This is a genomic window from Streptomyces kurssanovii, assembly GCF_040677245.1.
In the GTDB taxonomy this organism is placed as follows: domain Bacteria; phylum Actinomycetota; class Actinomycetes; order Streptomycetales; family Streptomycetaceae; genus Streptomyces; species Streptomyces kurssanovii.
This window is the reverse complement of the sequence record NZ_JBFAQK010000079.1, coordinates 1-12,876: the sequence shown is the minus strand read 5'-3', so window position 1 is coordinate 12,876 and position 12,876 is coordinate 1. Positions and strand designations below refer to the sequence as shown.

Sequence of the window (12,876 nt, the reverse complement as noted above, 5' to 3'; positions counted from 1 at the left end):
GGGTGAACTGTTCGCTCGAAGGGGGACAGCGATAGTGAATTCCGGGCCGAATGCCATCCCCCTTTCGGTCGAGTCGCTGCGCTGTCGGTGGTCCCGGTTACGGTTTGCGCATGGCTGCCCGTACGAAATCCGCGAAGGACCGGCCGTCCTACCGCTGCACCGACTGCGGCTGGACGACCGTCAAGTGGCTCGGCCGCTGCCCCGAATGCCAGGCGTGGGGCACGGTCGAGGAGTACGGCGCACCCGCCGTCCGCACCACCGCCGCCGGCCGTGTGTCCACCGCCGCCCTGCCCATCGGCCAGGTCGACGGCCGGCAGGCGACCGCCCGCTCCACCGGGGTGGACGAGCTCGACCGGGTGCTCGGCGGGGGCCTGGTGCCCGGCGCCGTCGTGCTCCTCGCGGGTGAGCCCGGCGTCGGCAAGTCGACGCTGCTGCTCGACGTCGCGGCGAAGGCGGCGAGCGACGAGCACCGCACGCTCTACGTGACCGGCGAGGAGTCCGCGAGTCAGGTGCGGCTGCGCGCCGACCGGATCAAGGCGCTGCACGACCACCTCTACCTCGCCGCGGAGACCGACCTCTCGGCCGTGCTCGGTCACCTGGACGCGGTCAAGCCCTCGCTGCTGGTCCTGGACTCGGTGCAGACCGTGGCGTCCCCCGAGATCGAGGGGGCGCCGGGCGGCATGGCCCAGGTCAGGGAGGTCGCGGGCGCTCTCATCCGCGCCTCCAAGGAGCGCGGCATGTCGACGCTGCTCGTCGGCCACGTCACCAAGGACGGCGCCATCGCCGGTCCCCGGCTGCTCGAGCACCTGGTGGACGTGGTGCTCTCCTTCGAGGGCGACCGGCATGCCCGGCTGCGCCTGGTCAGAGGCGTGAAGAACCGCTACGGGGCGACCGACGAGGTCGGCTGCTTCGAACTGCACGACGAGGGCATCACCGGTCTCGCGGACCCGTCCGGACTGTTCCTGACCCGCCGCGCCGAGCCGGTCCCCGGCACCTGCCTGACGGTGACCCTGGAGGGCCGCCGTCCCCTGGTCGCCGAGGTGCAGGCCCTCACCGTCGACTCCCAGATCCCCTCCCCCCGGCGCACCACGTCCGGTCTGGAGACCTCCCGCGTGTCGATGATGCTGGCCGTGCTCGAGCAGCGCGGCCGGATCACCGCCCTCGGCAAGCGCGACATCTACAGCGCCACGGTCGGCGGGGTGAAGCTCTCGGAGCCGGCCGCGGACCTGGCGATCGCGCTCGCCCTGGCCTCGGCGGCCAGCGACGTCCCCCTGCCGAAGAACCTGGTCGCGATCGGCGAGGTCGGCCTCGCGGGCGAGGTGAGGAGGGTCACGGGCGTCCAGCGCAGACTGGCGGAGGCCCACCGCCTGGGCTTCACCCACGCCCTGGTCCCGTCCGATCCGGGGAAGGTCCCACCCGGTATGAAGGTCACCGAAGTCGCCGACATGGGTGACGCCCTGAGGGTGCTGCCGAGAGGCCGTCAGGGGTCCTCCGGCGGCGGCTCGCGCAGAGAGCGGGCGGAGGCCCCACGGGAGGCGGAAGCTCGCCGGTAGACTTTGCCCTGGTCTCGCCCACCCGTACGAGCCGGAGGAGTGCAGTGGCAGCCAAGGACGGGGCATCAGCACCCGGAAAGTCCGGCGGAGGCTCCGGCAACGAAGCGCTGATCCGCGCCGCCCTGAGCGCCGTCGCACCGGGCACCGCCCTGCGCGACGGACTGGAGCGCATCCTCCGGGGCAACACCGGAGGCCTGATCGTTCTCGGCATGGACAAGACCGTCGAGTCGATGTGCACCGGCGGTTTCGTGCTGGACGTGGAATTCACCGCCACCAGGTTGCGCGAGCTGTGCAAGCTGGACGGCGCGCTCATCCTCGACAAGGACATCTCCAAGATCCACCGGGCCGGTGTTCAGCTGGTCCCCGACGCCTCGATCCCCACGGAGGAGACGGGCACCCGGCACCGCACCGCGGACCGGGTCTCACGTCAGTGCGGCTTCCCGGTCGTGTCCGTGTCGCAGTCGATGCGCCTGATCGCGCTGTACGTGGACGGGGAGCGCCGGGTCCTCGAGGAGTCGGCGGCGATCCTGTCCCGCGCCAACCAGGCGCTGGCCACCCTCGAGCGCTACAAGCTCCGCCTCGACGAGGTCGCGGGCACTCTGTCGGCCCTCGAGATCGAGGACCTGGTCACCGTCCGCGACGTCACCGCGGTCGCGCAGCGTCTGGAGATGGTGCGCCGGATCGCGACCGAGATCGCGGAGTACGTGGTCGAGCTGGGCACCGACGGCCGTCTGCTGGCCCTGCAGCTCGACGAGTTGATCGCCGGCGTCGAGCCGGAGCGCGAACTGGTCGTGCGGGACTACGTACCGGAGCCGACGGCGAAGCGCTCGCGCACCGTCGAGGAGGCACTCGCGGAGCTGGACGCGCTCAGCCACGGCGAACTGCTCGAACTGCCCACCGTGGCCAGGGCCCTCGGCTACAGCGGTTCGCCGGAGACGCTCGACTCGGCGGTCTCGCCGCGCGGTTACCGGCTGCTGGCGAAGGTTCCGCGGCTGCCGGGCGCGATCATCGAGCGGCTCGTCGAGCACTTCGGCGGGCTCCAGAAGCTGCTCGCGGCGAGCGTGGACGACCTCCAGGCGGTGGACGGCGTCGGCGAGGCGCGGGCCCGCAGCGTCCGGGAGGGCCTGTCGCGGCTCGCGGAGTCCTCGATCCTCGAGCGGTACGTCTAGGGTCTTCGCCCCGACCGGGGGCCGGGACGGCGGTACGCCCCCCGGGCGCCGTCGTGCCCGGCTCCCCGGCCTGCCCCCGGCGGGCAGCCGGCGGCTCAGACCTTGTCGAGACGGAACGAGGCCGGCAGCACCGTCGCGCCCGGGAACGTCGCCTCCACCAGGTAGGTGCCCGGTCCTACGGCGCCCGCCGGCGGGGTCGCGCACTGCGGAGCGCTCCGCTTGCGGTCCCACTCCACGGTGTGGGTGATCGTGGAGTTCGCCGGGACCTGGAGCAGCCGGCTCCCGGCCGGGCGCGGGCAGTCCTTGGTGGACCACACGGATTCGTCCTCGGCGTCGGTGACGGTGAACACGGCCGCCTTCGGGCCGAAGTCGGCCTTGCACGTCGTCGCGGAGGAGTTGGAGACGACGAGCCGGAACGACGGGTTCTCCCCCGGCTCGTAGGCGACCTTCGCGCTCCGCAGCGTCAACTTCAGTGCTCCCGGGGCGCAGTCGGGGAGCGTCGAGCCCGCCGGTACGGGGCGGCCGGCCGAGCCCCCGCCGGCCGTACCGGCGCCGCCGCCCGTGCCGCTGTCGGCCGAGCCGCCGGTCGTGCCGTTCGTCGCTCCGCCGGAAGCACCGCCCGAGGAGGCACCGGTGCCACTGGAGCCGCCCGAACCACCGGAAGTGCTCCCGCCGTTGTCCGCGCCGGCGTCCGACTCGTCACGCCCGCCCGGCTGTTCACTGATCGCGGGACCCGACTGGCCGGGCCCGGGCGTGATCGAGGGAGCGGGAGACGTCCCCCCGGCGCCCTTGCCGTCGTCGCCGCCGCCGCCCTCTCCCGCGGAACCGACCGCCCAGACGATCAGGACGGCGATGAGCGCGACCAGCGACGCCGCGACTGCCCTCCGTCGCCAGTAGATGGAGGAGGGGAGCGGCCCGATCGGATTGCGCAGAGATCCCACGGCCCAAACTCTACGAGAGATCCGGCCCAACTCCCGCCGTACCCGCCGCCATACTTCCGAACTCTGCCGATCATCATCACGGACCCTGCCCCGCAAGGTCGTTACTTTCGTCGGGGGTGGCCCTGACCGATGGCCCCGGGTGACCGTCGCCGCCGGGAAGGTACGGTCCCTGACCATGGACAGCAGCATCACCCGCGATCTCTACCGGGACATCATCGACTTCGCCCACACGACTCCTTCCTGGGTGCAGCACCTCGCCGAACTCTGGACGGAGGCGGGGCTGTTGCTCTTCGGGGTGCTGTTCGTCGTGGCCTGGTGGCGGTCGCGGGCCGGCGACGACCGGGCCGTCGCCCTCGCGGTGCTCGCACCGCTCGCGACGGCCGCCGGCTACGTCGTCAGCGAGTCCCTGAAGTCGGTCGTGGACGAGGAGCGTCCGTGCCGCTCGGTCGCGGACGCGGCGGCGGCACTGGTGCCCTGCCCGCCGACCGGCGACTGGTCCTTCCCCAGCAACCACGCGGCGATCGCGGGCGCGGCGGCCGTCGCCCTGGCCCTCGCGTGGCCGCGGATCGCACTGCTCACGGTGCCGATGGCCCTGCTGATGGCGTTCTCCCGGGTCTTCGTGGGTGTGCACTACCCGCACGACGTGCTGGTGGGGCTCGTGGCCGGCGCGCTCGTCGCGACGGTGTTCATGCTGGTCCTTGCCCGTGCGGCGGCGGCGCTGCTGGGCACCATGCGGATGAGCCGTACACCGCTGGTGGTCTGGTTCACCGGCCCCGGCCGGGCACCGGCGCCGGCGCCCGAGCCGCAGGCGTACGAGCCCCGCGCCTGACACTTTCGGGGACTCCATGCCTCCGGGGGAGCGGCCCTCCCCCGGAGGGGAGGACCGTGGCCGGCCGGCGGCCCGGGCGCCGCGGCGGCACACCCGGACCGCCGGCCCCCGTCCTCGCGACCTCCGGCGGACACGCCCCGTGGGCTTGCCGGAGCCCGTGTATGCGGCGTGCACACCGGCGGACGTGCCAGGATCGGTGTGCCATGACTGTCACTCACGAAACCCAGACGCCCGAAGCCGTCGACCCCGCCTCGCTCCACACCCCCGTCATCGCCTGGTTCGACCAGCACGCCCGTGACCTGCCCTGGCGTCGCCCCGAGGCAGGCGCATGGGGCGTGATGGTGAGCGAGTTCATGCTGCAGCAGACCCCGGTGAACCGGGTCCTGGCCGTGTACGAGCAGTGGCTGGCCCGCTGGCCGCGCCCCGCCGACCTGGCCAAGGAGGCCCCCGGTGAAGCCGTCCGTGCCTGGGGCCGGCTCGGCTACCCCAGGCGGGCCCTGCGCCTGCACGGTGCGGCGCAGGCGATAACGGAGCGGCACGGCGGCGAGGTCCCGACCGAGCACGCGCAGCTGCTCGCGCTGCCGGGGATCGGCGAGTACACGGCGGCGGCCGTGGCCTCCTTCGCGTACGGGCAGCGGCACGCCGTCCTGGACACCAACGTCCGGCGGGTGTTCGCGCGCGCCGCGACCGGCATCCAGTACCCGCCGAACGCGACGACGGCGGCCGAGCGCAAGCTGGCCCGCATGCTGCTCCCGGAGGACGAGCGGACCGCGGCCCGCTGGGCGGCGGCCTCGATGGAGCTGGGCGCGCTGGTGTGCACCGCCAGGAACGAGGACTGCTCGCGCTGCCCGATCGCGGAGCAGTGTGCCTGGCGGCTGGCCGGCAAGCCGGCGCACGTGGGGCCCGCGCGCCGCGGCCAGACGTACGCCGGCACGGACCGGCAGGTCCGCGGCAAGCTGCTCGCGGTGCTGCGCGAGGCCGTGACACCGGTGCCGCAGTCGGCGCTGGACGCGGTCTGGCACGAGCCGATGCAGCGGGGCCGCGCCCTGGACGGGCTGGTCGCCGACGGACTGGTCGAGCCGCTGGAGAACGGTCATTACCGCCTCCCGCTGACCTGAGCGGGCACAGAGCCCAGCCTCTTACCCCACTCACCCCACACCTGAAACATCCGCTGTTACACAACCGATGGATGGCCGTGCGCCCTCCGACGGCTGCTCCGCACAGTGCCGTGACAACGCCTCCGTAGCTTCTTGTGACGCAGGAGAAACACAAGCACGGCAAGCACGCAGAGCTTGGTCACGGGGACGGAGGCGGTTGGAATGGCGCACGGCGAGGTGCTCGAATTCGAGGAGTACGTACGCACCAGGCAGGAGGCGCTGCTGCGCAGCGCCCGCCGCCTCGTCCCCGACCCGGTCGACGCACAGGACCTCCTCCAGACCGCGCTCGTGCGCACCTACGGCCGGTGGGACGGAATCGCGGACAAGTCGCTCGCCGACGCGTACCTTCGCCGCGTGATGATCAATACGCGCACCGAGTGGTGGCGGGCCCGCAAGCTCGAGGAGGTCCCCACCGAGCAGCTGCCCGACGCCAGCGTCGAGGACGGCAGCGAGCAGCGCGCGGACCGCGCCCTGCTGATGGACGTGCTCAAGGTGCTGGCGCCCAAGCAGCGCAGCGTCGTGGTGCTGCGGCACTGGGAGCAGATGAGCACAGAGGAGACCGCCGCCGCGCTCGGAATGTCGGCCGGTACGGTGAAGAGCACGCTGCACCGGGCGCTCGCCCGGCTCCGCCAGGAGCTCGAGGCACGGGAGCTGGACGCCCGCACCCTGGAGCGGTACGAGTCGCGGCGTGCCGATCGGCGTGACGGACGGGAGCGGGAGCGGTGCGCGGCCTGAGAGACAGAGGCAGCAGCAGGGCCCTGGCGGCGAGCGGTACGGCGACGGCCGGGCTCGTCGCCGCGGCGCTGTTCGCGGCCGGCTGTTCCACCGGGGGCACGGGTGTGGAGGACGAGGGCGCGGCGCCCTCGGAGGCCGCGAGCAGGGCCGCCCCGGTGCCGTCCGCCGGTGACGCGGGCCATTTCACGGAGTCGGTGGACGCGGTCAAGCTGCTGATGGCGGACCCGAAGGTGAGCCCTCGGGTCAAGGCGGATCTGCGGCCGTGCGCGAAGGACTTGTACCCCGTCGACACCTCGTACGCGGTACTCACCGGAAATGACACGCCCGACGTCATCGTCAACGTGCTGACCTGCGGTGACGCGGTCGGCATGGGCACCTATGTGTACCGGGAGACCGGAAAGACCTACGAGAACGTGTTCTCCGTCGAGGAGCCCGCTGTCTACGCGGCGGTCGACCGGGGTGATCTCGTGGTGACGAAGCAGGTGTACGCCAAGGACGACCCGGTGGCGGAGCCGTCCGGCGAGGAAGTGAGCACGTACCGCTGGTCGGCGGGCAAGTTCACCCGGGAGTTCTGGGTGCGCAACGAATTCAGCAGGGCGGTCGGCGAGGGCGAGGTGGTCGCCTCCGAGGCACCCGCGCCGAGCGGCAACTGAGAGAACTGAGAGAGCGCCGGATGGCCGAGACCCATGTCCTGTTCGTCGAGGACGACGATGTCATCCGCGAGGCCACGCAGCTCGCCCTGGAGCGCGACGGCTTCGCGGTCACCGCTGTGCCCGACGGGCTGCTCGGCCTCGAGGCGTTCCGGGCGGACAGGCCCGACATCGCGCTGCTGGACGTGATGGTGCCCGGGCTCGACGGGGTGAGCCTGTGCCGGCGCATCCGCGACGAGTCGACGGTCCCCGTGATCATGCTTTCTGCCCGTGCCGATTCGATCGACGTGGTGCTCGGCCTGGAGGCCGGTGCGGACGACTACGTCACCAAACCCTTCGACGGCGCGGTGCTCGTCGCCCGCATCCGTGCCGTGCTGCGGCGCTTCGGTCATGCGAGCGGCCCGGCGGGCGACGGCGGCCCCGCCGGACGGCAGGAGCAGGGCGGCGCGCTGACCTTCGGCGACCTCGAGGTCGACACCGACGGCATGGAGGTGCGCAGGGCCGGCGAGCCGGTGTCACTGACGCCGACCGAGATGCGGCTGCTGCTGGAGTTCTCGTCCGCCCCGGGCACCGTGCTCTCGCGCGACAAGCTGCTGGACCGGGTCTGGGACTACGGCTGGGGCGGCGACACCCGGGTCGTGGACGTCCATGTCCAGCGGCTGCGCACCAAGATCGGCCAGGACCGGATCGAGACGGTCCGCGGCTTCGGCTACAAGCTCAAGGCATGAGGCTCGCCGTATGAGGGCCGAAGCACTTTTCGCCGAGGAGAGTCCCACCGCATGAGGCGTCTCGTCCTGCGCACCGGCGTCCGCTGGAAGATCAGCATCGCGATCGCGGCGGTCGGCGCGCTGATCGCCATGGCGCTCAGCCTGGTCGTGCACAACGCCGCCCGGGTCTCCATGCTCGACAACGCCCGCGACGTCCAGATGGACCGGGTCCTGCTGGCGCAGCGCTGGTACGAGACGTCCAAGAACAAGGACCCGCGTTTCAACAGCAAGATCAACGATCCGGCGCTGCCGGACGCGCTCCAGCGGCTGATGCGGGAGAAGCGGCGCGGCTCGTACATCGACGAGGGCCACGACGGGACGCCGGAGATCTGGGCCGCCGTGCCCTTGGCGGGCGGTGACGTGCTCTCCCTTCACACCGAGTTCGCCGGGCGCAGCGCCGAGATCATGCAGGACCTGGACCGGGCACTGATCATCGGTTCCGTCTCGGTCGTCCTGGGCGGTTCCGCGCTGGGCGTCCTGATCGGCGGGCAGCTCTCGCGCCGGCTGCGCAAGGCGGCCGCCGCGGCCGGCCATGTCGCCCAGGGCAACCACGAGGTCCGGGTACGGGACGCGATCGGCGGCGTCGTGCGCGACGAGACCGACGACCTGGCGCGGGCCGTCGACGCGCTCACCGACGCCCTCAACGAGCGGATCGAGGCGGAGCGCCGGGTCACCGCGGACATCGCGCACGAGCTGCGCACACCGGTCACGGGGCTGCTCACGGCGGCCGAGCTGCTGCCGCCCGGGCGCCCGACCGAGCTGGTACGGGACCGGGCGCAGGCCATGCGGACGCTGGTGGAGGACGTGCTGGAGGTGGCCAGGCTCGACAGCGCCTCCGAGCGGGCCGAGCTCCAGGAGATCCAGCTCGGCGAGTTCGTCGGGCGCAGGGTCTCCGTGTTCCATCCCGAGGCGGAGGTCCGGGTGGTGCACAACTCCTGGGTGAGCACCGACCCCCGCCGCCTCGAGCGCATCCTGGGCAATCTGCTCACCAACGCGGCCAAGTACGGCAAGGGCCCGATCGAGGTCACCGTCGAGGGCCGGGTGGTGCGGGTACGGGACCACGGACCCGGTTTCCCTGAGTCGGTGCTGCGGGAGGGACCGAGCCGGTTCCGTACGGGCGCCAGCGACCGTGCCGGTACGGGGCACGGCCTGGGCCTCACGATCGCGGCCGGTCAGGCCCGGGTGCTCGGGGCGAGGCTGACGTTCCGCAACGCCGCGCCGGAGGGCGCGACGCCGCTGGGGGCCTCCGGCGGGGCGATCGCCGTGCTCTGGCTGCCCGAGCACGCGCCGACGAACACCGGGAGCTTCCCGGTGCTGACACCGGCGGAGGACCGGGAGCCGAAGCGGCCGAAGGGGCTGAAGCGGCCCCGGCTGAAGCGCCGCGGCTGAGCCCCTGCCGGACGCAGGGCGCACGAAGGCCCCGCCCGGATACGGGCGGGGCCTTCCGATCACCCGGCGCTGCGCGACGGGTCGGGCTCAGGCGTGCGTCACAGGTTGACGCCGGCGGAGCGCAGGAACGACATCGGGTTGAGCGCCGAGCCGTAGTTCGGCGTCGTGCGGATCTCGAAGTGCAGGTGCGGGCCGGACGAGTTACCGGTGTTGCCGGACTTGGCTATGTTCTGGCCGGTCTTCACCTTCGCGCCCACGTTCACGTTGATCTTCGACAGGTGGGCGTACTGCGAGTACTTGCCGTTGTTGTGCTTGATCACGATGGCGTTGCCGTAGGCGGGGCCGTCGCCGCCGCCGTTCGGGCCCGCCTTGACGACGGTACCGGCGCCGGCCGCCTTGACCTGCGTGCCGATCGGCACAGCGAAGTCCTGGCCGGAGTGCTTGGCGGACCACATGGCGCCACCCTGCGCGAAGCTCGCGGTCAGCGTGTACTTGCTGACCGGCTTGACCCACGCGGGCGCCTTCTTGGCGGGCTTCTTCTTGGCGGTCTTCTTGGCGGCCTTCGCCTTCGCGGCGCTCGCCTGGGCGTCGGCCTGGGCGGCGACGGCAGCGGCGGCGTCCACGACGGCCGGCTTGCCCGCCTTGCCCGCGTCGGCGGAGGCGACACCCGCACCGGCTCCGACGACCATCACGGCACCCATTCCGGCGGCCACGACAGCACCACGGGTACGGAGCACGGACGGGCGGAGCTGGTGGATCATGGTGCGCTTCGACATACGGGAGAACCTCCGGGCATGAATGGACCCGACGCGTTCGCACCGGGCTGGCTCCACATTGGTAACCCGTGCTCCCAAGTCGCCTCAAACCCCCCAACTACGACATCGCGTCGTAGCGGCATCCGCGGAAATACGGCTCTTGACGCCCGCCCGAGCCGCGCCGCACCGCCCGAAAACGGGCCCTCTTATGCCCGGGACCGACCGGTTTAACCGCATGTCCTGGCCACGGGGCCGCGGGACGGGGCCCCTCCGGCCCGGCCTGTGGACGAGGGGGCCGCATGCCCTGGACGGGTCGGCCCCCCCGTGAGGGGCAAAACGGATATTCCGATCACTAATCCACCTAGTAGTACCCAAAACGCCTGTGCGCCTTGTCACGGAGGGGCCCCTTCCGGGGGTCCGGAATCGTGAGCCAGGCCACGCACGGCAGCCGCCGGAAAGTGCTCCGGACCACACCGGAAAAGGGACCGGGCGGTGACCGGGGCCACAGAATTCGGCCCTTTTCACCGCCCGGAAGGCCCGCCGCGCGTCCTTCCCGGAAGGATCCGCTTCCGGGATCCTCCTGTGCCATGAGTAGACCCGTGGTTCGTATCCGTCACCGCGCGCTGCGCCGCGCATGGATCTGGCCGCTCGCCGCCGGCCTCGCCTGCACACTCACCTGGAGCTCGCCGGCCGGGGCCGGCCCCTCCGACACCGGCCTCAAGGGCGCCCTCGACAAGGTCCTCAGGGACCCGCGGACGGACGGCGGGGCAGTGAGCGTCGTGGTCGCCGACGCCGCCACCGGCGAACGTCTCTACCAGCGCGACAGCGGCGACCGCCTGATGCCCGCCTCCAACACCAAGCTCGCCACCTCCGCCGCCGCCATGGCCGTGCTCGGCCCGGACCACCGCTTCAGCACCGACGTGCTGACCACCGGACGTCGGGAGGGCAGCACTCTCACCGGCGACCTGTATCTGCGCGGAAGCGGCGATCCCACCCTGCTCGCGGCCGACTACCGACGCCTCGCGGCGGACGTCGCGGCGTCCGGCATCAAGCGCGTCACCGGACGCCTCGTCGCCGACGACACCCGCTTCGACGACCAGCGCCTGGGCCGGTCCTGGGCAGCCGACGACGAATCCGCCTACTACTCCGCACAGATCTCGGCGCTCACCCTCGCGCCCGACACCGACTACGACGCCGGCACCGTCGTCATCGAGGTCGCTCCGGGCGCCCGGCCGGGCGAGCGCCCGCGCGTGAAGCTGACCCCGCCCACCGACTACGTACGCCTCGACGTCAGCGCCACCACGGTCGGGACGGGCCGGCCGGACACCCTGGCCGTCTCCCGCGACCACGGCACGAACACGCTCAGGATCAGCGGTGACGTCCCGGTCGGCGCGGCAGCGGCCAAGGAATGGATCGCCGTCTGGGAACCGACCGGCTACGCGGCCGCCGTGTTCGCCGACGCTCTCGCCGAGCACGGCGTACGGATCTCGGGCACGCCCCGCCTGGGCCGGCCCACCCCCGCCGGCGCGCGCACCCTCGCCTCGCACCGCTCCATGCCGCTCAGCGAACTGATGCACCCGTTCATGAAGCTCTCCAACAACATGCACGCGGAGGCGCTGACCAAGGAAATGGGGCACCGGACGTCGGGACAGGGCACCTGGGACGCGGGCCTCGCCGCGATCGCCGCCCAGCTGGAGAAGGAGGGCGTCAGGACCTCCACACTCCGCCAGGCGGACGGCTCCGGACTCTCCCGGATGAACATGTTCCCGGCGGCGGAGCTGGCGGCCCTGCTGCTCTCCGTCCGCGACGCCCCCTGGTTCGCCGACTGGTACGCGTCCCTGCCGGTGGCCTGCGCCCCCGACCGCGCCGTGGGCGGCACGCTGCGTTCCCGCATGTGCGGCACCCCGGCGGCGCTCAACGCCCGCGGCAAGACCGGTTCGCTGACGGGAGCCTCCGCGCTGTCGGGATACGTCACCGACGCGGCGGGGCGCGAGCTCGTCTACAGCGTCGTCCTCAACAACTACCTCGCCTCCTCGGTGAAGAGCATCGAGGACGCGGTCGTCGTCACCCTGGCCTCCTCGGACACCGCGGCGGGCACGATCACGCCCGCGTCGCCCCCGCGCGCCCGCACCGCGGAGCCCGACGCCTCGCTGGAATGCTCCTGGCACAAGCCCGCCGCCTGCTGACCCTGTCCGGGCCCGCCGACGACAGCGTGCGGGCCCGGTCCACCAGGGGCCCGTCCACGGCAGCGGACGGGCCTGTCCGCCGGCCCCGCCCCGGTGTCAGCGGGCGGATCCCAGCGGCAGCCGGTATCAGCTGGCGGGTCCGGTCAGCCAGGCTCGTGGGCGGCAGCGGGCTGGCTTGGTTCAACCAGGCCGCGGGCGACAGCGGGCCGGCCTGTCCGCCGGACCCACCGGAGCCCCGCCGACAGCGCGGGCGACAACGGGCGGATCTGTCCGCCAGGGCCCGCCGACGGCGGCAACGGGCCGTCCGCAGGGCCCGCCCGCGGCTGGGCGGATCGCGGACGGCCACCGGTAATAGCGGGCGTCCGGTCCACCAGGGCCCGTCCACGGCAGCGGACTGGCTTGGTCCGCTAGGCCCAAGGTGGCAGCGGACGGGCCTTGTCCCGCCGGACCTACCGGAGCCCCGGCGGCAGCGCGGCGACAGCGGGCGGATCTTTCGCCAGGTCCCGCCGGCGGCGGCAACGGGCTGTCCCCGGGGCCCGGCGGCAGCGGCGGGGCCGGTCCATCAGGGCCCGCCGACGACGGCGGACGGCCTAGCCGATAGGCCGCAGGCGGCAGCGCGCTGGCGTGTCCCGGACCACCGGGCCCCGACGGCAGCGCGGGCGACCGTGCACACGGTCCTCGCGGACTGGGTCCGGCACGCCCGTACCAACGAGCGGCAGCCGCCGGTCGCCGAGTACACGATGGA

Annotated in this window: 11 protein-coding genes and 1 pseudogene; 10 read left to right on the top strand and 2 right to left on the bottom strand. The window is 72.7% G+C overall.

What is annotated here, in order from left to right:
- Nucleotides 1-110: 110 nt before the first annotated feature.
- Together radA and disA are read left to right on the top strand one after the other, a co-directional pair.
- Nucleotides 111-1,553, top strand: coding sequence for a DNA repair protein RadA (radA, locus tag AB0K36_RS32210; protein ID WP_364600974.1), 1,443 nt, complete (start codon nucleotides 111-113; stop codon nucleotides 1,551-1,553).
- A 44-nt stretch (nucleotides 1,554-1,597) separates the two neighbouring features.
- Nucleotides 1,598-2,722 (top strand): DNA integrity scanning diadenylate cyclase DisA, encoded by a 1,125-nt coding sequence (gene disA, locus AB0K36_RS32205; protein ID WP_005314096.1) that lies wholly within the window; start codon nucleotides 1,598-1,600, stop codon nucleotides 2,720-2,722.
- A 95-nt stretch (nucleotides 2,723-2,817) separates the two neighbouring features.
- Here disA and AB0K36_RS32200 read toward each other — a convergent pair whose 3' ends face one another.
- The gene (locus tag AB0K36_RS32200; RefSeq protein ID WP_364600972.1) at nucleotides 2,818-3,663 is read right to left on the bottom strand and encodes a hypothetical protein; all 846 of its coding nucleotides are present in this window, start codon (nucleotides 3,661-3,663) and stop codon (nucleotides 2,818-2,820) included.
- A gap of 175 nt (nucleotides 3,664-3,838) precedes the next feature.
- Between AB0K36_RS32200 and AB0K36_RS32195 the strand changes: the two genes are divergently transcribed.
- The 6 genes from AB0K36_RS32195 to cseC all read left to right on the top strand — a co-directional run bounded on the left by AB0K36_RS32195 (nucleotide 3,839) and on the right by cseC (nucleotide 9,190).
- Nucleotides 3,839-4,492, top strand: coding sequence for a phosphatase PAP2 family protein (locus tag AB0K36_RS32195; protein ID WP_364600970.1), 654 nt, complete (start codon nucleotides 3,839-3,841; stop codon nucleotides 4,490-4,492).
- Between the two features lie 203 nt (nucleotides 4,493-4,695).
- On the top strand, nucleotides 4,696-5,610 hold the full coding sequence (locus AB0K36_RS32190) for an HhH-GPD family protein (RefSeq protein ID WP_364600968.1): 915 nt from the start codon (nucleotides 4,696-4,698) through the stop codon (nucleotides 5,608-5,610).
- A 201-nt stretch (nucleotides 5,611-5,811) separates the two neighbouring features.
- Entirely contained in the window at nucleotides 5,812-6,384 is a 573-nt protein-coding gene (locus tag AB0K36_RS32185; protein WP_364600966.1) for a SigE family RNA polymerase sigma factor, read from the top strand.
- Nucleotides 6,372-7,037, top strand: coding sequence for a hypothetical protein (locus tag AB0K36_RS32180; protein ID WP_364600964.1), 666 nt, complete (start codon nucleotides 6,372-6,374; stop codon nucleotides 7,035-7,037). Before AB0K36_RS32185 ends, AB0K36_RS32180 begins: the two co-directional genes overlap by 13 nt.
- 20 nt (nucleotides 7,038-7,057) lie before the next feature.
- Entirely contained in the window at nucleotides 7,058-7,762 is a 705-nt protein-coding gene (gene cseB, locus AB0K36_RS32175) for a two-component system response regulator CseB (RefSeq protein WP_364600962.1), read from the top strand.
- A 51-nt stretch (nucleotides 7,763-7,813) separates the two neighbouring features.
- Nucleotides 7,814-9,190 carry a two-component system sensor histidine kinase CseC gene (gene cseC, locus AB0K36_RS32170; RefSeq protein WP_364600960.1) on the top strand — a complete coding sequence of 459 codons (1,377 nt, stop codon included), beginning with the start codon at nucleotides 7,814-7,816 and terminating at the stop codon, nucleotides 9,188-9,190.
- 98 nt (nucleotides 9,191-9,288) lie between these two features.
- Here the strand turns inward: cseC and AB0K36_RS32165 are convergent, their stop codons facing one another.
- Complete coding sequence (locus AB0K36_RS32165) at nucleotides 9,289-9,966, bottom strand: M23 family metallopeptidase (RefSeq protein WP_364600958.1); 678 nt, start codon at nucleotides 9,964-9,966, stop codon at nucleotides 9,289-9,291.
- Nucleotides 9,967-10,532: 566 nt separating this feature from the next.
- On the opposite strand from AB0K36_RS32165, the gene dacB reads away from it, so the two are divergent.
- Nucleotides 10,533-12,131 (top strand): D-alanyl-D-alanine carboxypeptidase/D-alanyl-D-alanine endopeptidase, encoded by a 1,599-nt coding sequence (dacB, locus tag AB0K36_RS32160; protein ID WP_364600956.1) that lies wholly within the window; start codon nucleotides 10,533-10,535, stop codon nucleotides 12,129-12,131.
- 659 nt (nucleotides 12,132-12,790) lie between these two features.
- Nucleotides 12,791-12,876, top strand: a pseudogene (locus AB0K36_RS32155) (transcription antitermination factor NusB); the annotation flags it as partial.